The organism is Rhodocytophaga rosea (assembly GCF_010119975.1).
Classification (GTDB): Bacteria; Bacteroidota; Bacteroidia; order Cytophagales; family 172606-1; genus Rhodocytophaga; species Rhodocytophaga rosea.
The window spans coordinates 5,079,841-5,102,380 of sequence record NZ_CP048222.1 but is presented as its reverse complement, the minus strand read 5'-3'; the positions used below and the strand labels follow the sequence as shown (position 1 = coordinate 5,102,380).

Sequence of the window (22,540 nt, the reverse complement as noted above, 5' to 3'; positions counted from 1 at the left end):
TTTTTATCGTAAATCATTATACTCTAACTTCATAGCTGATGTTGTAAAACCCTTTGATATTCTATGAAAAGCCAATCATTTACCATAGGAATGTGCCTGCTGAACCTGGTGCTGCTGTTGTTTATAGCCGCCAGACCCGGTGACCAGGTAGTAGATAAGCTCACAGTTCGTGAATTTGAACTGGTAGATAAAAACGGAGCTAACCGTGTTTCCATCAAAACCGAAGACGACGGTTCAGTTATCCTCAGAATGAAAGACAGCAAAGGAACCATCCGGGTAAAAATGGGTGCTGATGAAAGTGGGTCGGGATTGGTTTTGCTGGATGCCGACACTAACCCTGGCCTGCAGGTATTAGCAAAAAAGGAAGGAGGCACGCTGTCCTTATACAGTAAAGAAGGAAAGAAACGGGAGTATTAGCGAATGAAAACAGCACAATACCTAAAATATTATGAAATATCTCTGTATATTTTTAATAACTGGTGTATGGCTAGTAGGGGCAGTAAGCCATGCAGGTTCTAAACCAATATTAACAACTCCTGTTACCTTTGTTGGAAGTACGCCAGCCGACAATTCTATTCGGTTTGTGTTGGGTATAGCTCCTAATGATCAGATAGACTTTATCAAATGGGCCTTGAATCTGCACACAGATAAAGCCAGTGCAAATACCTTTGAGCTAACTATTACTTTTGGAGAGAGCCAGCCCAATACTACTGGCTTCAAAAATGGCGGTCGAATCTCTTCATTTGCTGGCACCTATACAATTTCCAAAAGCAGCCACAAACCTGTAAAGGGAGAAGTATATCAATTAGTAAGCCCCAAACTTTCAGGTGGCATCTCGCTTGTAATATTGAATGAGAACCTGTTGCATCTGCTGAACCCCGATTTTACTTTGATGGCCGGCAATGGCGGATGGGATTATACATTGAATAGAAAAGAACCTGTTGCATCTTCCTCCTCACTACCTGTACTGACTGCTGCGGCTGCGCTAATTACTGAGAAAACAAAAGAAGTTGTGTTTGCAGGCAGAACACCCTGCCAGGAAATTGCTAAAGCGTATAATCTCCCCAAGAACGAAGATTGCTTTAAACTCAAATGGAAGCTCACCCTGAAACGGGATAGTATCACTTTCATGCCAAGTACCTATCAACTGAGCAGCAACATCGACCGCTCCAGAATTATTGAAGGCAAATGGGCCATTATCAAAGGAGTAGAAGGCAATCCCGATGTGGTACTCTACCAGTTAGATCCTGATAAACCCAACCAGTCTTTTTATTTCCTGGCAGGCGACCAGAATGTGCTTTTCTTCTTAAATAAAAAGAAGCAACTCTTAACAGGCAACAATAAATTCAGTTTTACGCTCAGCAAAAGTGCTGAGCAAAAAACACCTGATCAATAGACCTGGACTGAAGTAGTAATTCCAATAATCAATCACTAGCAAGGGTATGCATACCCTTGCTAGTGATTGATTTTCATTCTTCCTTGAGGGTTTGAATAGGATTGATTCTGGCTGCTTTCACGGCTTGGGTGCCCACGGTTAGCCAGGCAATTAATAAAGCTACTATGCCAGCACTCAAAAAATACCATGCTTCCAGATCAATCTTGAAAGCAAAATTATCCAGCCAGTTCGACAGCAGCAGATAACTCATGGGTAAGGCAATCAGGATAGACATAACTACCATTTTAGTAAACTCCTTGGAGAGCAAATACACAATACCCCATTGACTGGAACCTAACACTTTCCGGATGCCAATCTCTTTTCGTCTTCTTTCAGCCGTAAAAGCAGTCAGGCCAAATAAACCCAGACAAGAAATAAGAATGGCAAGGGCGGCAAAATACCTGGATAAGCTGGAAACCCGTTGTTCTGCTTCGTACAAAGCCTGGAAATTCTGGTCTAAAAATTTGTACTCAAAGGTAAAGCCCGGATTATAGCTAGTATACAATTTCTGTAAGTGATCTATGGCTTCTTTTTCCTTACCGGCACTTATCCTGGCAATAATAAAACGGGTATTTCTTGGCGCTACCCTGAAAAATAGTGGTTTTACTTTTTCGTGCAATGATTCAAAATGAAAATCTTTTACGATGCCAATGATCTGCATATCATTTCCCCAGAGTTTAATTACTTTACCAATGGGATCTTTCATATTCATGAATTTGATAGCCGCTTCATTAAAAATAATTTTTGCACTATCTGCCCCGTATTCTCTGGAAAATGAACGGCCTTCCTGCATATCCACACCCAGGGTTTCAATGGTGCCATAGTTCACAGAAACGCTTTCAAACTCAGTTTTATCATTGGGATCTTTCCCTTCCCATTGTATGCCATAAGTACCTCCATTGTGGCCCGTAAGACTATGTCCAAGGGTAGAAGCATTTACTATGCCTGGCAGATTTTTTACCTCTTCTATAAAGGTTTCCTGGGTGCTTTTATCCAACAGTTTTCCTTCTTTGTTGATATAAATTAAATTTTCCTTTTTGTATCCCAGATTCTGGTTTTGCACAAATTCTATCTGCTTGTACACCACCAGTACTGCAACAATTAAAATAATAGAAAGAGAAAACTGGAATACCACCAGTCCTTTGCGTATCCATAACTCGCCAACCGAAGTAGGAAGTTTTCCTTTCAACATAGCAATGGGATGGAAACCAGATAAATATAAGGCAGGGTAACTGCCGGCCACTATGCCAGTGAATACCGTTAAAGCGAGCACACTGGTAATAAGCACTGGATCGAGTGAAAGACTTAGCTCTTTTCCGGTGATTTCATTAAACGTAGGCAGAAAAAGAACTACTAAAATGACTGATGCAAGCATTGACAGAAAAGCCATCAGCAAGGATTCGCCCAAATACTGATACACCAGTGACAGGCGATTGGCACCAATGGTTTTTCTCACGCCTACTTCTTTGAGCCTTCTGCTGGCTTTGGCCGTAGACAGGTTCATAAAGTTGATACAGGCAATCACCAAAATAAATAGCGCAATAATGGAGAAGAGTTTTACATATTCTATCCGGCCGCCTACCAGTACCCCATTTTCATACTTGCCATACAGATAGTTTTCGGAGAACCGCTTTATAAACATGGTGCGGTGGGTAATTTCATTTTCCGTTTTTGTTTTTACATAGCCGGCAATTTTCCGGTTGAAAGCCCCTATATCTGTTCCTGGTTTGAGCAGCACATACGTAAACGGAGCCGTATTGCCCCAGGCATATGCCCAGTCATTTTCTTCCACGAATTTTTCAAAGGATAATATAAATTCCATATGCTGCGAAGAGTTGGGAGGCAATTCTTTATATACTCCAGATACCTGAAATACTTTGTCATGATCGAACTCAACACTTTTACCAACCACATTTTCTGTAGTTCCGAATAGATTTTTTGCCAGCGTTTCAGAAAGCACAATGCCATTTTTATCAGCCAGCACTGTGCTGGGGTTACCACTCAGGAACTGGTGAGAAAACACCTGGAAATAATCTTTGCTGGCATAGCCTCCTTTCGTTTTGATGTTCTTCTCTCCCACGGAGAAAGTAGCCTCTACATACCTTTCCCTACCGCCTAAGACGGTGGCTGCATATTGCACTTCGGGCATATCTTCTGCCAGGGAAGTGGCTGTTGGGCCAGAGGTAGTCCAGAACGTGAGCAGGCCAGTAGCACTTTCCCGGTTTTCTAATACCTGGTATAACTGCTCGTCTTTCTCATAAAATGTATCCATTTGGAGTTCATCCCTTACCCATAGGTATATAAGTAAGGTACAGGCAAGGCCTGTGGAAAGGCCAATGAGATTAATAAAGAAGGAACTTTTGAAACGGGCAAAATTCCGGTAACTGAGTAATAAATAATGCTGAAACATATCAATGGGATTGAGTGATGGATAAGGAGAAGGTTTGTTTCTCCAGAGTCTGGGGTGAATTAATTTAATCAGGTCCAATACATAGAAGAATCTGGCCTTTCTGATACTAAACTTTTGCAGCCGTCTTTGAAACAATTCCTGTAAATCACCTTGTACTTCTTCCAGCAAATGATCGGCGGCTATCCCTTCCAGAAACCGTTCTGCCCAGCGGGGTGGTTGAGGTAATTTAGTTTCGTGCATAGCTACAGGTAATCAAAGTCTGAATAATTATTGAACTTACGCCACATATAGAATCCTCAGTATCACTCCGACCGCAAACTCCTGGTTGGGTTCATCAAGGCAGCCCTCACAGACTTATATCCTACCGCCAGTATGGCTACTCCCATGGTTACGAAAACGGCTAGCACAAAAACATTCCATCCAATTTCTACCCGGTAGGTAAAGTTTTCGAGCCAGTTATTCATTACCCACCAGGCTACTGGTGCCGCTACTACAAAAGAAATGAGCAAGAGACGGATAAATTCTTTACCAAATAGCCACAGAATACTACCCACACTGGCACCCAATACTTTCCGTATGCCTACTTCTTTGGTTTTCTGAGCCGCCATAAACGATACCATTCCGTATAAACCCAGGCAGCCGATAATAATGGCTATGCCAGCAAAGAGTTGAATCAGCCGCAACATCATATTATCCAGGGCATAGAAACGGGCAATTTTCTCATCCAGAAAAGTATAGGTATAAATATGATCTGCATAAACCTGACCCCATGCTTTTTCAATGGCAGTCAGGGTAGGTTTCAGGTTGGCCATATTTACCTTTACGGCACAGCTTCCATAATTATTACTTAGGGTAGTGATATAAATGGGATCAATTGCCGCATGGAAAGACCGGTTATGAAAATCCTTTACTATGCCTACAACCGTGCCTTTGTACCCGTTAATAATGGCCGTTTTGCCAACCGCATCCTGCGTAGAAGCTATACCCAGTTTTTGTAAAGCGGTTTCGTTGAGCAGGTATTCACGGATAGTATCTGAAGGATTCAGGTTATGCCCTGCTACGATTTGTAATCCGAACGTAGAGGTATATTGATCGTCACCTGCTTTGAGGTATATAGAGAATTTTTCACTTTCTGTACGCGAATCAAATTGTATACTGGTAGAAGGAAGCAGTTCGGATGCTGGTGCTGCATTACAAAACGTCATTTTTTCTACCCCGGTAATTTGCGAAAGCATCGAACCAAGTGTGCTTATTTTTGATTTTTCGTTGTCAGGTACTGGTAACATCACGATGGTTTCTTTGTCAAAACCCATATCTGCCTGCTGGGCGTAACGCATCTGGCTGGCAATAACAATTGTACCGATGATGAGTAGCTGCGAAATAGCAAATTGCGTAATCACTAAGCCTTTTCTGAGCGAAAATCCTCCGATGTGCCGCTGGGTTAGCTTGCCTTTCAATGCCAATACCGGCTGAAACCCAGCCAGTACCAAACCAGGATAAGAGCCTGAAAAGAAAATGACTACCAGCAGGAGTGCACATAAGAATGCCAGAAGATACACATCGGAGAAGAGGCTGATGCTGAGTTGGATATCAAAAAGCTGATTAATATAAGGAAAGCTGATAAAGGCAATAATCAATGCCATTCCCATAGCCAGCATCACAATGAGAGCCGTTTCTGCCATAAACTGCCAGTACAGTTGCCTGCGCATACTGCCCAACACTTTCCTGACACCTATTTCTTTTGAACGGCTGAGTGCCTGGGCTGTAGCCAGATTGATAAAATTCACACAAGTAGTAATGATCAGAAAAAAGCCGATAAGCGATAATGCCCACAGGTTGCTTTTATTCATATGTCCATCCAGGTCAGCGTTGAAGTGTATATCCGACAGGGATTGAGCCCGGAACTGAAATAACTTGGCTGCATTCGCATCGTAGTACTTGTTAGATAAGTTCACCAGTGCCTGGTTTACTTGGGCTGGGGCAATTCCGGGTTTGAGCAGAATAAAACATTGCAAAGATTTACTCGCACTCCACCACCAATCCTTTTCAATGATCCAGGGTGAATGGTCTTTCAGATTATGAAAGGATAAATATATTTCCTGCCTGCGGTCTGTAGTAGGAGGTAAATTCTGGAGAATGCCTGTAATAATAAAATCAAGCTTGTTGTCTATGCGGATTGTCTGGCCAACGGGATCTTTTTCACCAAAATATTTGGCAGCCAGCCTCTGGGTAATAATAGCGGTGTTGGGTTGGGCTAAGACAGTATTTTTATCACCTTGTAGTAAAGGGAAATCCAGTATATCAAAATAGGCTGGTTCTGCGAAAGCAATATTCTCTTCAAATTTGTTAACATCCCTGGAAGCAGGAATGGATACAAGCCGGTCAGGAAAACTGGCAACCAGGGCTACTTTTTCTGCCAGGGTATAATCATTACGAAAGGCGTCTCCCAAGGGCGATGGAACACCAGGGTTATAACTGATTTTATCATTATGAAACTCTGTAGTAATGCGGTAAATCCGGTCGGCTTTTGTATGGAAAGCATCAAAGCTCAAATGGTATTTAACCAGAGTAAATATCTGGATAGCACAGGCAATGCCTAACGTTAATCCCAGCACATTAATCAGCATATACGCTTTGCGGCGTTGCAGATTTCTAAAAGCAATAACCAAATTATGTCGGAACATTATAAAAGGTGTTAAAGGTGAATCAGGAGAAGATTTTTTTCGCCATAATCTGGGATGAATCAGTTTGAGCAGATCCAGTACATAGAGCCACCTGGCTTTTCGCAGGCTATCGTATTGCAGGCGTTTTTCAAACAGTTCCTGCAAATCGCCCTGCACTTCTTCCAGTAAATGATCAGCGGCAATCCATTCCAGAAACTGCTCTGCCCAACGGGGAGGAGATGGCGATGGGTTTTTACTAGACTTATTCATCTCTAAGGGTATGTACCGGATTGATTCTGGCAGCTTTAAATGTTTGGGTGGCTACCGTTACAGTGGCAATTAACAAAGCTAATCCACCGGCACCTGCAAAAAACCACCATTCTACTGCGATTCTAAAGGCAAACTTCTCTAACCAATACTTAGCAATCAGGTAGCTAATGGGCAAAGCGATGAGTATAGCCATACTAACCATTTGAATAAATTCTCTTGATAACAGGCTGACAATACCTGCTTCACTGGCACCCAGTACTTTCCGGATACCGATCTCTTTTCGCCTTCTTTCGGCGGTGAAAGCGGCTAAACCAAACAAGCCCAGGCAAGAGATAACAATGGCTATTCCTGCAAAACACGTAAACAAGGTGGATACTTTTTGCTCCGCTGTATATAAAGCCTGGTATTCCTCATCCAGAAAAGTAAAATAAAAGGGAATACCCGGATTGTAGCTTTTATAGAGTTTTTCCAGCCTTTCAATGGTTTGCTTCTCCCGGCCGGAGGCAATTTTCACTACCAGCTTTTTGCTGCTGGGGTTAAGCCGGAAAAAACAAGGTTTTACTTCTTCATACAGGGATTCAAAATGAAAATTTTGGGTTACGCCAACAATCTCATATTCCTTACCCCATAATTTTACCCGTTTGCCTACCGGATCAGTAAGGCCCATGCGTTGCACAGCTATTTCATTCAAAATCATTTTGGCATCTTCAGTGCCATAATCCCTGGAAAAGCTGCGGCCTTCTTTGAGTGGGATACCCAGTAATTCTATGAGCCCATAGCCAACTTCCAGATTGCTGAATTCAATACTTTCGGTTTTTCCTTCCCATTGCATACCACCAGTGCCGGTGGGGCTGCCTACGCTGTAATTCATATGGGAAGTATTTACTACCCCTGGAATAGCTTTTACCTGGGCAAGAAACGACTCCAGATTCTTGTTCATCGTTCCTTCTGCCTCAAAAGAAAGAACATTATCTTTGTTATATCCCAGGTTTCTGGATTGTACATAATCTACCTGTTTAAAAATTACCACAATTGCCATAATAAATAAAGTAGATAGGCTAAACTGGAATACAACCAGCCCTTTGCGCACCCAAAGCTCTCCTAACGAAGTGGGCAGTTTACCTTTTAATACTTCTACCGGCCTAAATCCTGAGAGATATAAAGCTGGATAACTGCCAGAAATTAACCCAGTGATCAATGTAATGAGTATGGCTCCTGATATCAGGATAGGGTCCAGTTGTAACTGTAGTTCTTTACCGGTAATAAAGTTGAATTGTGGCAGCAGCAGAAAAACAAACACCACCGATAGAAACGAGGCCAGAAAGGCCAATATCAGAGATTCTGACAGATATTGACAAATTAAACTGTTCCGCCCGGCACCAATGGCTTTCTTAATGCCTATTTCTTTTGCTCTTCTGGATGCCTTGGCAGTAGATAAATTCATAAAATTAATGGAGGCAATCAGCAGAAGGAACAAGCCAATGATGGAGAACAGTATCACATAATTGATTCTTCCGCCGGCCTGTATGCCATTTTCGTAGGTTCCATATAAATATTTATCTGAGTACTTTCTTATAAACATATGGGCAATTGGCCCGGATGAGTTGTTTCCGCCCGATGGTTCAAGTTTGGACTGATAGAATCGCTTTAGTTTTGCGCCAAACGCTTTTACATCTGTCTCTTTTTTCAATGTCAGATAAACCTGTACAGGATTGCTGTGCCAGCTTACATCCATGGTGGTTTTTTCCAGAAATAATTTATTGGTGAGTAAAAAATCAAACCGCTCAGATGAATTACCAGGTAGTTTCTCAAAAATCCCAGAAATCAGATAGGTACCTTCATATGGCTCCTGATCCCAGGTAATGGCTTTTCCAATCAGGTTTTCTGTGGTGCCAAATAGTTTATGTGCCAGTTCATGAGAAATAGCGATTGATTCTTTACTGGTTAGCACAGTCTGTTTATTTCCTTCCAGCAGCCTGAAAGAAAATATATGGAAGTAATCTTCTCCGGCATGCCTGCCCTTGGCTCTCATTTGCTTCTCCTGAACGGAAACAATTCCCTGTGTAGACCATCCTACCGGAGTGACATATTCTATCTCTGGCAGTTCTTTAACTAAGGCAGGTGCTAGCAGATGTGAATTGGTTTCAAAAGTGCGGATCTGTGTGGAATCTTCCTGAACATTGATCATCACTTGGTATAAGCGGCTGTCGTTCTCATGAAATTTATCCATTGACAGTTCGTCAAACACCCACAAATAAATCAGCAACACAGAGGTAAGTCCGGTAGAAAGGCCAATTAAATTGATAAAAAAAGAGTTTTTAAAACGCCTAAAGGAGCGAAAAGTGAGCAGGAGAATGTGTTGAAACATATCAATAGGATTTAGGGATTGATAAAGAGGCGCTTTTTTTCGCCAGAGTCTGGGATGAATCAGTTTCAATAAATCCAATACATACAACCACCTGGCTTTTCGCAGACTCATGCTTTGCAGGCGTTTTTCAAACAGTTCTTGTAAATCGCCCTGCACTTCTTCCACTAAATGATCAGCGGCTATCCATTCCAGAAACTGTTCTGCCCAGCGAGGAGGCGATGGCGATGCATTTTTATTGGCCTTATTCATTTCGCAGGGATTTTACCGGATTGTTTAAAGCGGCTTTAATGGCCTGGTAACTCACCGTACCTACAGCAAGCAACAAGGCGCCTGTACCGGAAAGAACAAATATCCAGGGGCCAATACCTGAACGATAGGTATAGTTCTCCAGCCAGCGGTTCATCAGCAGATAGCTTAAAGGGATGGCAATGAGCAACGCAAACAAAACCAGCCGGACAAAATCTTTGGAAAGCAACAACCATACATCTATTACCGAAGCCCCTAATACTTTGCGTACACCAATTTCTTTGGTGCGCTGCTGGGCAGTAAATAAGGCGAGTCCAAATAGTCCTAAGCAGCTGATAAAAATTGCCAGGCAAGCAAACAGCGTAGCGAGTTTACCTACCCGTTCTTCCTCACTGAATTTTATGGCATACGCCTCGTCAATAAATGTGTATGAAAAGGGTGCGGATGGGCTGTATTTTTTAAAAACTGCTTCGATTTTACCAAGTGCTTCCGAAGGACTTAAATGAGGATGTATCCGAATATTGGCTAAATTTCCTTTTCCCGGATTAATCTTATAGATCGTAGGTCTGACAGGTTCGTAAGGAGATTCCATCAGCATATCTTTGATCACCCCCAATACATGAAATACTTCTGTGTTGCCATAAGCGGTTTGCCGGATCGTTTTATCTACCGGATCCTGTAAGCCCATCTGCCTGACGGCACTTTCATTCAATACAATGCCTGTGGAATCGGTAGCCAGTTCTCTGGAAAAATCCCGGCCATCCTTGAATTGCCAGCCAACGGTTTTGCCAAATGTATGGTCAATGTATACAGTTCCAAAACTTAATTCCGGATCAGAACTATTACCTCCCCAGTCGTAGCCGCTGGCACTAAAACTCATCCCAGTCATCGGATTGAGCGATTCTGACAGTTCTGCGATTACGCCTGCTTTTTTTAATTCATCCCGCAGGGCATCGATATGACTATGAATTTCATTGGTAGGCGTTTCAATCATCACTAAGCCATTCCGGTCATAACCCACTGGACGGTCTTTTGCAAACCTTACCTGGCGGAATACAACCAGGGTGCCAATAATAAGTATAATTGAAACCGTAAACTGTACCACTACCAGAATCTTGCGGGGGGTTGCCGCAAAACGGCCTGGCTGAAACGTACCTTTGAGGGCTTTCACAGGTTTAAATGCTGATAAATAAAACGCGGGGTAAGAGCCAGCCAGCAAGCCAGTGAACATACTAAACCCAATACCAATCAGCCAGAATCCCGGATGAGTCCAGGGCATGGAAAGCTGCTTATCAGCCACTTCATTGAACAAGGGCAAAAGCAGTTGTACGAGTAGTAACGATCCTATAAAGGCAAACATTACGCCTACCATCGATTCACTTAAGAACTGCCCAATTAGCTGACTGCGGTAGGAGCCAATTGCCTTTCGGATACCTACTTCTTTGGCCCGTATGGAGGCTCTGGCTGTGGTTAAATTGATAAAATTAATGCAGGCCAACAGAATCACGAACATTCCGATCATCCCATAGAGCCACACAAACTGAATACGTCCGCCGGTACTGATCCCATTCTCAAAGTCTGCATACAAATGCCACTTGGCCATAGGAAAAAGAAATAATTCCGGTTTCGCTTGGGCTTCTTCTCCTGTTACAGCCTTCTTTTTAAGATCCCGTATTTTGGCTGAAATGCTAGCCATATCAGTATGATCTGCCAGCTGCACATATGCTTGAAAACCATTTTGCCACCAGGCATCTTGTTGAATCCAGGCATTACTGCTGATATACAGGCTCCAGGGAGCAATAAACAACATATCCCTGAAATCGGCATTCTGCGGAATGTCTTCATACACACCCGTTACTTTTACAGCCTGGTTATTATCCATTTCCAACACCTTACCCACCGGATCAGCACCTCCAAAAAAGGCTTTTGCCAGTGACTGGGAAAGTAAAATGGAATGAGGTTCTTGTAAACCCTTCTGTGTGCCAGAAAGCATGTTCAGGCTTAGCATATCTGCCACGCCAGGTTCAAAATAGTAGCCGCTTTTAATTAACTTTTTCTCCCCAGCCGAAAGAATAATCCGTTGCGGATGAGATGCCATGAGCACATGTTTAAAATCGTGGCCATACTGGCTACGTAAGGCATTACCTACCGGAGGAACGGCTGCCCAGGAAGTACCGGTTTCTCCATTATATGTCTGGTTTTCCAGTACCCTGGCAATCTGCGTATAGTTAGCGTAATTTTTATTAAACGACAGTTCATCCCAAATCCATAAACCGATCAGCATGGCCATCGTAAGACCTACGGCCAGACCACCCATATTAAGAAAGCTATATCCAATATTTTTAACAAGGTGCCGGAAAGCAATTTTTATATAAGTACTAAGCATATCAAAAGGATTGAGAGATGTAGTAGAGGATTTTTTTCGCCATAACCTGGGATGAATTAGTTTGAGCAGATCCAGTACATAGAGCCACCTGGCTTTTCGCAGGCTATCGTATTGCAGGCGTTTTTCAAACAATTCCTGTAAATCGCCCTGTACTTCTTCCAGTAAGTGATCCGCTGCTATCCATTCCAGAAATCGTTCTGCCCAGCGAGGCGGTTGAGGAGTGTTGACTGGTTTCATGACAAACTTGTTTTGAAAGCTCCTTTCGGAATAGCGGCCCATAGATCATTGCGGAGTGTTTTGGCTTCAAATAGCGATCTTTCTCCGGCTGGTGTTACTGTGAAAAGGCGTTTACGCCTCCCTCCTCTTTCTGTAGTTGCTTCCCCAAACCTTGACTTTACCAGGCCTTTTTCTTCCAGCCGCTGCATGGTCCGGTGAATAGCTCCTATGCTCATGGGCCTTTCCATCCGGCGTTCTATTTCTTCCAGTACAGCTACACTGTAGGCATCATCGTACAAGGCAGCAATGGTGAGCAAAACAATCTCTTCAAACTCTCCAAGTTGGGTTCCTTTCATGGTAGGTTTCTTTAATAAAGGCAAATAACTTATATCTTTCACCTTTGCATAACAAATATTCAGCCAATTATATAATATATTAAATAACAGATAATTACATTATATTATAATCAGATAGGTTGTATTACAACTGAACATTCTGGTGCAATAACTGTCCGGATGAGATACATTTTTGGTGGGGATGATAGAACTGACTATAGGCCTAATATGCTTGGTACTTTTCTGTATCATTAATGTCTGGCTTTCGAATCTGTAAACATGATGATTGTATCATCGTAGAAGTAGATCAGCTCAATAATAAATCAAACAAAAATTCAATGCGCGAGGGGACAAATGAAAAGCGGGGTGAGCGCAGGCTAAGAGCGTTGAAGCGTTTTTCATTTTGCCCTTTTGTTTTGTTACTTTTATTTTGGGCAAGCAAAATAAAAGTAAAGACGGCCTTACTATTCAAACAATTAGTCTTTACCCGATACCCAAAAATAAGTTCTGATTCTGATAAAGCGGATTACAGATTAGATTAGATTTCTATGTGTTAACTTAAGCCCATGCAGGCATTTTTTGAAACCGTTAATCAGTTCCTACCTCTTTCTGCGGAAAGCAAACAGGCGTTATCTGCCATATTACAACGGATGGAACTACCAAAAGGACATGTGCTGGTAAGAGCTGGTACTGTATGTCATTACATCTACTTCATCGAAAAAGGGCTTTCCAGAACGTATTACTTGAAAGAGGACAAAGATGTGACCGACTGGATCAGTACAGAGAATACCTTCGCCTGTTCCATTGTGAGTTTTATCACCCGTAAACCCGACAGGCGGATAATTGAACTGCTGGAAGATTCGCTGTTGTGGGCTATACACTACCAGGACATAGAACAGTTATATAAAAATCACCATGAAATTGAGCGCTTTGGCCGCCTGGTTACTTCGCATGGACTGGTGCAAATGCAACAACGCTTCGATGAACTCCATTTTGCTACAGCCCATGAGCGCTACAAACACCTGATAGAAACCAGTCCGACTATTATACAACGTGTTCCTCTGGGGATGATTGCTTCGTATCTGGGAATTACCGGAGAAACATTAAGCCGCATCCGGGCAGGTTTTCCCAGTAAAAAGCAGATTTGAAGATCATACTTTTTGATAAATGTCAAAGGAAACCAGGAATGATATTTCAAACTTTGGTAAAAAAAGTTATGAATATTATGCTATGGGTATGCCAGCTATTTCTGGCCCTATTATTCTCTTATTCCGGCCTGATGAAATCAACCCAGGCGCGTGAAAGATTAGTTAGTATTGGCCAGACTGGCGTAGATGGCTTATCGTATCCACTCATTCGTTTTATTGGAATTACCGAAATTTTGGGAGCCCTGGGAATTATTGTTCCCTGGGCTACCCACATTTTACCGCTTCTTACGCCACTTGCTGCCCTTGGTTTTTCACTGATTATGGTATTTGCCGCTCCCATTCATATGAAAAGAAAGGAATTTCCAGCTGCCATCTTTAATGTATTTGTATGTTGCATGAGTATTTGGGTAGCCTACTTGCGATTTTCACAATTGCATGCCTGAAGAAAATTGTTAACCTGGACAGTCAAGTCAAACTACCTAGCCACTTCCGCAGCTATATTGACTTTAGTTTCCTCTTTTCTGGTATACTTTCGTCCGTTCAGCAGTTTGCCTATAAAAGTATAACGTACCAAAATATGATAACTGACTAATAATATTAGCAGGCTCGGCAGCAAAATAGCCACCACTTTTATTGACCAGTGCCAGGCATATGGAGCTACCAGAATCTGAAATAACACTACCACCGGTAAATGGATCAGGTACATCCAGTAGGAAGCATCAGATAGATAGCGGATTACTGAATTATTCCGTGAAAAGAAAGCAAGCATTACCCCAGTGAAAGCAAACATGCCAGTGATGGAAGCTAGCCCATATAAACTGTTATAGATCATACTCATGAGTTGCATGGTTGCAGGATCTACCGGAGGCTGGGGAGCATTCCCTTGAGCAACTACCTGATAGACTACCGAAAAAAATGAGAAAGCAACTAAGACAATAAAAACAAGACTTAACACGGCATTTACTTTCCAGTATTTTTTAATTGATTCAAGCAGCACTGGTTGCCTGTGTAAAAACCATCCAAACGTAAAATACAAACCATATACTATAAACGGCGCCCATTGCGGCAACAATGAATGGTCTGGCGTATCTACACCAAAGCCATTTTTCATGCCCCACATAGCAGGCACGGCTATTAATCCAATAACCAGGCTGCCCCACCATCTTCCAATAAGAAAAGCCATACATCTGTCGGCAATTGCCCGGAGTTTACCTTGCTTATCGATAAATTTTACAAAAACCGGACGTAATAGCCATAGGGCGGCACAAAACCAAAGCAACATATACAAAAACCACAGGTGTGTGAGCGGAAATCCGTAGTTTAACCAGGCAAACGATTTAAAATTACCACCTATAATTTCCCAATATCCCAGTTTTGCCGTATCCGGATTCATGGCTAAATAACCCATTTGCTTATATCCCCAGGTCCATAACAGTTGGGTTGCCACCATCATAAAGGGCCAGAATACAAGCAGCGGCACACCAATGCGCTTGATTCTATGCATTAAAAAGCCTTGTGCACCCTTGCGATGGTAGAGCATGTGTGCAAAAAATCCGGACAGCATAAAAAAAGCCTGCATCCGGAATACATGCGCCACATAGTAAAAAACATCTACCGGAACACTACTCTGGGTATCTTTTACTGCCCATACAATAGGAGGCAGAAACGAAACCAGGGAACTTAGACCATGAAATACTATGCCAATCAGTAAAGCAAATGCCCTGGCAGCATCTAGGGAAAACAAACGTCCTTCTTGCGCAAAGGCAGGAGAAAGTATGGGAGAATCAGCTATTTTAAACATACCATATACATTTAGGGGTGCGAAAAAGACAAAGAGGTTCCTGGCTGGCAATAAGGTTAGCCAGTAAAAACAGATTCAATAAATTAAGAATGGTTGCTTAGTTCTTGTTAGTTACTATTTTTCCTTTCATTTGCGTGATAAATGCTTCCCGGTAAGTATCTCCGATTGGAATACGGCTATTGGTAAACTGCAAGCCTACCATATTCCCTTCGATCAAAATAATGTAGGGGATGGCCAGAATAAACGATTTATGGGTGCGTACAAACCGGTCGGCAGGCAGGCGTTCGGCTAAGTCTTTAATATTAAGCAAAGCAATAATACGTTCTCCGTGCCTGGTATAAAAACTCACATAATTTTTCAGTCCTTCAATATATACTACGTCCTGAATGTTGATCTTGAGTAATTTGCCTTTCTGCTCGGTTTTCACCAGGATATAATCATTGTCTTCTGCCACGCCAGGTTTTATCAGCGATAAAGCCCGCTGGGCGCCTTTAATAAAACGCGAAAAAGAAATGGGTTTCAGCAAATAATCTACTACCTGATGATCAAAACCTTCGAGGGCATACTGGCTGTAAGCCGTGGTAAGAATTACTTTGCATTGCCCGTTGAGCAATTGCATAAACTCTATGCCCGACATTTCAGGCATCTGCACATCCAGAAAGATCAGATCCGGCTTTTTCTCATGAATAACCGGCAAAGCTTTTACCGGACTTGTACTGGTTTCGAGCAATTCCAGAAAAGGTGTCTGACTGATGTGATGCTTGAGCAAATCTATCGCATGCTGTTCGTCATCAATGATCATACAAGAGATCATAAGCTGGGTTTATAATTATAATTAAAAATGGGTAATTATTAATAGTTGACCATCAATCGAATATACTATAGAGCAGATATATACATTTTTATAATTAGTAGTTTACTCTATCCAGATATTTTTAATCGTTCATTGTCAATCATTTAACTTATTTTGAAGCAGTTGTTTGTTTTCTTCTTACGCCGTCCTTACTTTCTTTGTCTTGACACAAAGAAAGTAAGCAAAGAAAGTTCAAGAAAAAACAATGCTTCCCCGCTCAATGCCTACACATTGCCCGCTGTTTTTTCGGGCTCCCGCGCATGGAGTTTTGTTTTTATTTTACCTATCTGATAATCTATTCAAAAAACAGCTGGGTTAGAGTATTAGTACTCACTACTCAATACTACCATAAGTTACAGATTGATAACCAGGTTTGTCATATAATACTTATCATCTTCCTTGATTTCAAAACTATGTTTTATGCCATACACCAGTTCCAGGCGCTGCCGTATATTGCTGAGCCCAATACCATTGGAAAGCTCTTTGTTTCCTTTTTTCTTTTTATTGCAGCTGTAAAAGCGAAGCCGGGTAGCGTCGGTTTCCATCTGTATCACCAGCGGATTTTCCGGATCGCTCAGGTCACCATGTTTAAAGGCATTTTCTACCAGCGTGATCAGCACCAGAGGAGGAATCCGGGTATGGGTATGCGTTAGATTTTCCTGATAGTTAATATGCAGAGAATGGTCGTAGCGCAGCTGGTTAATTTCAATGACATTTTTCATATGGGTCACTTCCCTGAGTAAATCAACTTTACCTTGTACATCTTCGTCTCTATTGAGTGCATAGCGCATAATATCAGATAATAAGAGTACCGCATGGGCTACTTCCTCATCCAGGGTAATGGTTCTGCTGTAAATAAAACTCAGAGAATTGAAAAGAAAATGCGGATTGATCTGATATTTGATGGCTGCTAATTCTGCATCCAGCTTCTGTTTTTCCAGTATTTCCTGCCGTTTGCTTTTGGCACTCCATTCAATAAGTGGCGCCGCTGCCGCCGAAATACACAGGATTAGTATATCTACGCCAATGTGCCATACCAGAAAAGTGGAGAGAGGCGTACCTGCCCGTACCGTAGGCGAAATCAGCACAAAATTGTAAAAGTATTCATAGGCAAATACCAGCAACAAAAACCCTGTAAGCTGCACAAAAAACCGCCTCACCTTTTTAGTCCGCAGATAAGGCAGCATAATATGGAAAATCAGCACATAGTAGATAATGGTGATCTCAATTACGTTTTGCACCCCTCTGGGAAACCATTCGTTGGGTTTTCCATAAATGGGTTCCATATAGGCCATTCCCTGCATATAGCTCAAAAACATAAAAAGGATGTACACCGGCGTATACAGCAAGGGAATGATCAGCAGACGTTTCCATTCCCTTTTAATAAATACAGCGATGGCAGAGAAAATATCCATTAGGAGCAAAGATTCTATGGATACAAAGTAAATCGATGCTGGCACAAAATAAAAAAATACTACACCAACACCCATATTGCCGGTACTAACGCCGTTCAGAAATAGTAAATCTGCTTTTAGGGATCTGGAAAATAAGTTTTATTACTGCGGTCAATGAAATAGAATGTTACTGGCCTTTTAAACTTGTGTGGGAGTCTATAGCTATAAAATCCTCTTTTCGTTATACATATCTGCCAGCTTTTCGGCACAACGTTCGCCATCCATAGCCGCCGACACAATACCACCGGCATATCCGGCACCCTCTCCGCAAGGAAATAAGCGTTTGAGTTGTACATGTTCCAGGCTTTCTTTGTCTCTGGGAATACGTACTGGGGAGGAAGTGCGGCTTTCTACCCCTACGATCTGTGCCTGGTCGGTGAGGTAGCCTTTCATTTTCTGGCCAAATTGTTTGAAGCCTTCTTTCAGCCGGTAGCTGATATTTTCGGGCAATACTTCGCTCATTTGTACCGATTGTAATCCGGGCTGATAGGAAGTAGGCAGCAATTCTCTGGAAACTTTATTGCGGATAAAATCTGTCAGAAGCTGGGCAGGCGCAGTCTGGGTACCTCCGGCTATTAGGCAAGCCCGTTGTTCGAGTTCTTTCTGCATTTGCAGGCCAGCCAGTGGCCCATATTTTTCATAGGGCAGCATATCGTCGGCATCAACAGCAACTACAATCCCAGAATTGGCATATTTAGAATCCCTGCGGGAAGGCGACATGCCATTTACCACTACTTCGCCAGGGGCAGTTGCCGACGGCACAATATATCCCCCAGGACACATACAGAAAGAAAAGATACCTTTTTCAATGCCATTGTGTTTTACCTGGGCAACCAAGGCATAGGAAGAAGCAGGCAAATAATCACTCCGGTTAGCCGTATGATATTGAATACTGTCGATTAATGGCTGTGGATGTTCGATGCGTACACCCATAGCAAATGGCTTGGCTTCAATATATACATTCCGCTTATATAGCAATTCAAAAATATCCCTGGCGGAATGTCCGGTTGCCAGAATCACCCCAATTCCTTCTATCAGATCACCGTTCTGCGTGTATACACCTTTGAGCTGGTTGCCTTTGATATATAGGTCTGTTACTCTAGTGTCGAAATGGAATTCTCCGCCTGCAGCGAGTATACTTTCCCGTTGAGCTGTTACAATCAGAGGCAGTTTATTGGTGCCAATATGCGGATGGGCATCTACCAATATATCTTCGGTAGCGCCATGCGCAACCAGTATCTCCAGAATACGGCGGACATCTCCCCTTTTTTTGGAACGGGTATATAATTTTCCATCCGAATAAGTTCCGGCACCTCCTTCCCCAAAACAATAATTAGATTCCGGATTGACCGTGTGGTGTTTGGTAATAGCAGCTAAATCCCGGCGTCGGGAACGTACATCTTTGCCCCGTTCAAGTATGAGTGGTTTAATGCCCAGTTCTATTAACCGCAAGGCAGCAAACATGCCAGCTGGTCCACCACCCACTACAATTGCCTGAGGTGCCTTGCTTACATTCGGAAAATCTTTGCGGTAGGCCAACAAGGGAGGGGCAGGTTCACCCACATATACTTCAGCCGCCAAATTTACTTTGATCTGTCTGCCTCTGGCATCGATGGAACGTTTGAGTTTGCGGATGAAAGGCTTGTCTTCCGGGCGGAGCCGTAATGTTTGAAGCAGGTGTTGTTCGAATAATTGGTCGTTGAAAGCCACTTCCGGTGGAAGCGCCAGTTCTATTGTTTTCTTCATGTGTTTGTAAGGGAGTTATCCTTAAAGTTTATATGGTCAATGGTCCACAGACGACAGTATAATTACAAAATTACAGATTTACAGATGGTCTGAATTGTTAAGTTAAAGAATTAAGTAATTCATAATCCTGTAAATCTTAAAATCTGTGTAATCCAGGTTCCAGGCAATTATTAAAACGCATAGCCAATGCTGATACCCAGCCGGACCGGAACCGTTAGTTTTCTTTTCCTGACATCCTCAAAAATTTCATCAAAATCCGGATTGGCTTCCCATTTTTGCCGGTAGTTGCGATACCCAATCCCTACACCGCCAAAAATATCTATGGTAAATCCCCGGTGCGTCGAGCGGTGCATCCAGCGGTTTCCGAACAGCAGGCTATATTCATATAATGTTTCCGGCGCATGTAAAGTTCTGCCCACAGCTACACTATTTCTGTATTCTAAAATATTTGCCTGATGATCAATATAAGAGAATCTGGCTTCGTGGGCAAAATACAACATACCCAATGAGCCCTCCGGCTGGTAGAACTTTTGTCGCAGGTCCAGGGAAAAACCTCCCCGAAAAACGGTATTGAGATCGATAGAAGAATTGGCTTTGAAAAAAGGATTGCGGTAAACGGTGTATTTGAGTTCATAGCCCAGACGCTCCCGGAAATAATATTCCAGGGAAACCGGAAAACTGCCTGTGGCCAGTGCCAGCGGATTGGTGCTCAGAATAAACGTTTTGTGTTCGTTAACTACTGGTTTGAAATACCGGCTTTTTGGCTTTTTGAGGCGGATAGGGGGCTTTTCATACGGCAAATCAGGGGATGGGGGTTCATTGGTAGAAGCATTTACCGGGGGTTCTATAGGTTTAAACTCGAAGGTAGTGCTATCATAAAACGCCTGGTAATAACCGGCTATTGCTCCATCCGGCTTGTACAAAGTCCATACACCAGTCCTTTTTTCGTCCGTCAGCGCTCCCTGCATTTTCAGCTTTCCATCTTTATAATAGCCTTTATACACACCTTCTCCCATCACAAATTCAGCGGTACCTTCCAGTGTACTATCTTCCAGTGCATAGTATTTCCAGGAACCGTGATTTTTGCCGTTTTTAATATATCCCTCTGCTTTCAATTTCCCATTCTCATAATACTCTTTGTATGGTCCTTCGCCTTTGGTAAATTCAGCATCGCCTTTGACGGCTCCGGACGGATAGAATAATTTCCAGGTACCTTCTTTTTCTCCGGCCCATTCGTTGCCTGTAGCACTAAGTTTGCCTTGCTCGTCATAGTATTTCCATGTGCCTTCTGTATGTCCGTTCTGGTAATTACCCTCACTCATCAGGGTACCATTGGGATGATAAAAATGCCAGAAACCTGTTTTTATTCCATCTTTTTCCGGACCAGTTGCCTTTAATGTGCCTTCCTCATAATAATAGCGCCAGGTGCTGTCACTGCGTTCATCTATGAGCAAACCCTCCATTTTGAGTTTACCGGAGGTATAATATTCTTTGTATATGCCTCTGTTCTCGTTAAAACCAGCAATCGCTTTGGGTTTGCCATCTTCATAATAATAGGTCCACAAACCGGCTTTTAGATTATTCTCAAACCAGCCTTCACTTTTTACTTTTCCATTTTCGTAATAAAATTTCCATAACCCATTCCGGCTGCCTTCTTTCAGTTCGCCTTCCATTTGCGGATTACCGTTTTCAAAATAGAACTTCCATAATCCTGTACGCAGGTTTCCCGCCATGTTGCCGGTCATTTTCATGCGGCCGTTCTCGTAAAAATATTCCCAGGTGCCGGAAGGTAAGTTCTCTGAATACTGTCCTTTGGCTTTGGTATTGCCATTGGCGTAATAACTGATATAGTTTCCTTCAATGACAGGAGGTTTGGACTGGCGGATGGCATATTTTTCTTTGCGAACTTTATTCTCGGCATCATAAAAAGTCTCTACCTGGCGAATTTGAGCAATTGCCAGGTGAACAGAGAGACACAAGAAGAGGGTTAATAGTTTATACATCGCCGGTAGAAGCGATAAAGGTATATATTTCCTGGTTTTATCAGAATGCCCTGCCCTGGGGGATGTACTTTTCCACCCAGCTTTTACCCCATTCTGACTTTTCCTGCTCTGTCCAGAGTTGCGGATAAAATATCCGTTTCTGGAATATGGGCGGCAGGTATTGCTGCCAGTTGGTACCGCCGGTTGCCTGAACGGCCACTGGTTCTTTATGCAAATAGTGCATGGCTGACCTGAAATGGGCCAGTGCCCAGTCTATATTCACCAATGTATCAAAAAGACGCAAGGCTTCTTTTAGCGGCTGGCCGGGTGTTTGTTTGGCTGCCAGCCGCTGATAGGCTGCCCACAAATTGGTATCCTTCACCTCCTCAATAAAACGCATTAACACCTGTTCATATTTTTCTTCAAACTTTTGCAGGGTAAGCGTCTGTTTGCCGGTAGCTACTTCTGTTGCCCCTTTTTTCCAGTAGATGTGTTCGTATAAAGCTTCCACCGGCATATCGGTGTGGAGTTCATGCCGCACATCTTTGTCTACAATATTGATAAAATCGGTAGCCCGTATCTCGATCATGCGGAACTGTGCTGATTGAAAACCACTGGCTGGCATCAATGTCATCCGGAACTTGCGAAACTGTTCACCATCCATACCTATACTCATTACATCAAACGATTGCACCAGAATCTGAAAATACCTGGTAATGCGCTCCATACGCTGCAAAAAGAAAGATTCCGTTATATTCTCTGCCTCACCTATCTGCTTCATTTCCGAAAGGATCATCTTAAAATACAGTTCTGTTACCTGGTGATAGGTAATAAAAATATTCTCGTCTGGAAAAACCGTTCTGGGGTTCTGCAGCGAAAGTAGAGTTTCCAGGTGAATATAGTCCCAGTAAGAAAGATAATCTGCGTACAATAAACCTTCCAGGTAGCCATCTGTATCCTGGCTAGTGAGTTTATATTTTTCTTCTAATGCTTTTAACAATTGCGCCCGTTTTTCTGGAGAATCTGGTGTTGGTGTATGCACGTCGGTTTATATTAATGTATTGAATATGTTTGAATAATGGATATGAAACAAGGAACTCCCAATACTGATGTAAATATAATCGTTCCTTGTTATGCAGTTCATCATTCGATGATTCTGAAAACCTTTCAAGCCTGGCGGTTAATATAAAGTAATTTCTACGATGTATTTCTATACCGGGAAAAATC

General features: G+C 42.6%; 15 protein-coding genes. 4 read left to right on the top strand and 11 right to left on the bottom strand.

The window, feature by feature from the left end; genetic code table 11:
* The first annotated feature begins 63 nt into the window (after positions 1-63).
* On the top strand, positions 64-417 hold the full coding sequence (locus tag GXP67_RS21020) for a hypothetical protein (RefSeq protein ID WP_162444945.1): 354 nt from the start codon (positions 64-66) through the stop codon (positions 415-417).
* Positions 418-448: 31 nt separating this feature from the next.
* A complete protein-coding gene (locus tag GXP67_RS21015; RefSeq protein WP_162444944.1) occupies positions 449-1,396 on the top strand; it encodes a copper resistance protein NlpE N-terminal domain-containing protein in 948 nt (315 codons plus the stop codon).
* Between the two features lie 73 nt (positions 1,397-1,469).
* Here the strand turns inward: GXP67_RS21015 and GXP67_RS21010 are convergent, their stop codons facing one another.
* The 5 genes from GXP67_RS21010 to GXP67_RS20990 all read right to left on the bottom strand — a co-directional run bounded on the left by GXP67_RS21010 (position 1,470) and on the right by GXP67_RS20990 (position 12,350).
* Complete coding sequence (locus tag GXP67_RS21010; protein WP_232064520.1) at positions 1,470-4,085, bottom strand: ABC transporter permease; 2,616 nt, start codon at positions 4,083-4,085, stop codon at positions 1,470-1,472.
* Positions 4,086-4,147: 62 nt separating this feature from the next.
* A complete protein-coding gene (locus GXP67_RS21005; protein ID WP_162444943.1) occupies positions 4,148-6,778 on the bottom strand; it encodes an ABC transporter permease in 2,631 nt (876 codons plus the stop codon).
* A complete protein-coding gene (locus GXP67_RS21000; protein ID WP_232064519.1) occupies positions 6,771-9,395 on the bottom strand; it encodes an ABC transporter permease in 2,625 nt (874 codons plus the stop codon). The genes GXP67_RS21005 and GXP67_RS21000 overlap by 8 nt, the downstream gene beginning before the upstream one ends.
* A complete protein-coding gene (locus GXP67_RS20995) occupies positions 9,388-12,015 on the bottom strand; it encodes an ABC transporter permease (RefSeq protein WP_162444942.1) in 2,628 nt (875 codons plus the stop codon). The genes GXP67_RS21000 and GXP67_RS20995 overlap by 8 nt, the downstream gene beginning before the upstream one ends.
* Entirely contained in the window at positions 12,012-12,350 is a 339-nt protein-coding gene (locus GXP67_RS20990; protein ID WP_162444941.1) for a PadR family transcriptional regulator, read from the bottom strand. The genes GXP67_RS20995 and GXP67_RS20990 overlap by 4 nt, the downstream gene beginning before the upstream one ends.
* A gap of 545 nt (positions 12,351-12,895) precedes the next feature.
* On the opposite strand from GXP67_RS20990, the gene GXP67_RS20985 reads away from it, so the two are divergent.
* Positions 12,896-13,477 (top strand): Crp/Fnr family transcriptional regulator, encoded by a 582-nt coding sequence (locus GXP67_RS20985; protein ID WP_162444940.1) that lies wholly within the window; start codon positions 12,896-12,898, stop codon positions 13,475-13,477.
* A 68-nt stretch (positions 13,478-13,545) separates the two neighbouring features.
* The gene (locus GXP67_RS20980) at positions 13,546-13,920 is read left to right on the top strand and encodes a DoxX family protein (protein WP_162444939.1); all 375 of its coding nucleotides are present in this window, start codon (positions 13,546-13,548) and stop codon (positions 13,918-13,920) included.
* Positions 13,921-13,952: 32 nt separating this feature from the next.
* Here the strand turns inward: GXP67_RS20980 and GXP67_RS20975 are convergent, their stop codons facing one another.
* From GXP67_RS20975 to GXP67_RS20950, 6 genes are all read right to left on the bottom strand, one after another.
* Positions 13,953-15,278 (bottom strand): acyltransferase family protein, encoded by a 1,326-nt coding sequence (locus tag GXP67_RS20975; RefSeq protein WP_162444938.1) that lies wholly within the window; start codon positions 15,276-15,278, stop codon positions 13,953-13,955.
* Positions 15,279-15,375: 97 nt separating this feature from the next.
* Positions 15,376-16,092: a LytR/AlgR family response regulator transcription factor gene (locus GXP67_RS20970; protein ID WP_162444937.1), complete on the bottom strand. Its 717-nt coding sequence runs from the start codon at positions 16,090-16,092 to the stop codon at positions 15,376-15,378.
* A 392-nt stretch (positions 16,093-16,484) separates the two neighbouring features.
* Positions 16,485-17,546: a sensor histidine kinase gene (locus GXP67_RS20965; RefSeq protein ID WP_162444936.1), complete on the bottom strand. Its 1,062-nt coding sequence runs from the start codon at positions 17,544-17,546 to the stop codon at positions 16,485-16,487.
* Between the two features lie 201 nt (positions 17,547-17,747).
* Positions 17,748-19,331, bottom strand: coding sequence for an NAD(P)/FAD-dependent oxidoreductase (locus tag GXP67_RS20960; RefSeq protein ID WP_162444935.1), 1,584 nt, complete (start codon positions 19,329-19,331; stop codon positions 17,748-17,750).
* 170 nt (positions 19,332-19,501) lie between these two features.
* On the bottom strand, positions 19,502-21,334 hold the full coding sequence (locus GXP67_RS20955; RefSeq protein WP_162444934.1) for a toxin-antitoxin system YwqK family antitoxin: 1,833 nt from the start codon (positions 21,332-21,334) through the stop codon (positions 19,502-19,504).
* A gap of 40 nt (positions 21,335-21,374) precedes the next feature.
* The gene (locus GXP67_RS20950) at positions 21,375-22,355 is read right to left on the bottom strand and encodes a tryptophan 2,3-dioxygenase family protein (RefSeq protein WP_162444933.1); all 981 of its coding nucleotides are present in this window, start codon (positions 22,353-22,355) and stop codon (positions 21,375-21,377) included.
* Positions 22,356-22,540: the final 185 nt, after the last annotated feature.

What these genes read in the sequence shown, in the direction of transcription:
- GXP67_RS20995 (WP_162444942.1), bottom strand. Translation starts at nt 12,015, where the DNA reads ATGAAACCAGTCAACACTCCTCAACCGCCTCGCTGGGCAGAACGATTT.
- GXP67_RS20985 (WP_162444940.1), top strand. Translation starts at nt 12,896, where the DNA reads ATGCAGGCATTTTTTGAAACCGTTAATCAGTTCCTACCTCTTTCTGCG.
- GXP67_RS20980 (WP_162444939.1), top strand. Translation starts at nt 13,546, where the DNA reads ATGAATATTATGCTATGGGTATGCCAGCTATTTCTGGCCCTATTATTC.
- GXP67_RS21000 (WP_232064519.1), bottom strand. Translation starts at nt 9,395, where the DNA reads ATGAATAAGGCCAATAAAAATGCATCGCCATCGCCTCCTCGCTGGGCA.
- GXP67_RS21020 (WP_162444945.1), top strand. Translation starts at nt 64, where the DNA reads ATGAAAAGCCAATCATTTACCATAGGAATGTGCCTGCTGAACCTGGTG.
- GXP67_RS20990 (WP_162444941.1), bottom strand. Translation starts at nt 12,350, where the DNA reads ATGAAAGGAACCCAACTTGGAGAGTTTGAAGAGATTGTTTTGCTCACC.
- GXP67_RS20970 (WP_162444937.1), bottom strand. Translation starts at nt 16,092, where the DNA reads ATGATCTCTTGTATGATCATTGATGACGAACAGCATGCGATAGATTTG.
- GXP67_RS20965 (WP_162444936.1), bottom strand. Translation starts at nt 17,546, where the DNA reads ATGGATATTTTCTCTGCCATCGCTGTATTTATTAAAAGGGAATGGAAA.
- GXP67_RS21005 (WP_162444943.1), bottom strand. Translation starts at nt 6,778, where the DNA reads ATGAATAAGTCTAGTAAAAACCCATCGCCATCTCCTCCCCGTTGGGCA.
- GXP67_RS21010 (WP_232064520.1), bottom strand. Translation starts at nt 4,085, where the DNA reads ATGCACGAAACTAAATTACCTCAACCACCCCGCTGGGCAGAACGGTTT.
- GXP67_RS20975 (WP_162444938.1), bottom strand. Translation starts at nt 15,278, where the DNA reads ATGTTTAAAATAGCTGATTCTCCCATACTTTCTCCTGCCTTTGCGCAA.
- GXP67_RS20955 (WP_162444934.1), bottom strand. Translation starts at nt 21,334, where the DNA reads ATGTATAAACTATTAACCCTCTTCTTGTGTCTCTCTGTTCACCTGGCA.
- GXP67_RS21015 (WP_162444944.1), top strand. Translation starts at nt 449, where the DNA reads ATGAAATATCTCTGTATATTTTTAATAACTGGTGTATGGCTAGTAGGG.
- GXP67_RS20960 (WP_162444935.1), bottom strand. Translation starts at nt 19,331, where the DNA reads ATGAAGAAAACAATAGAACTGGCGCTTCCACCGGAAGTGGCTTTCAAC.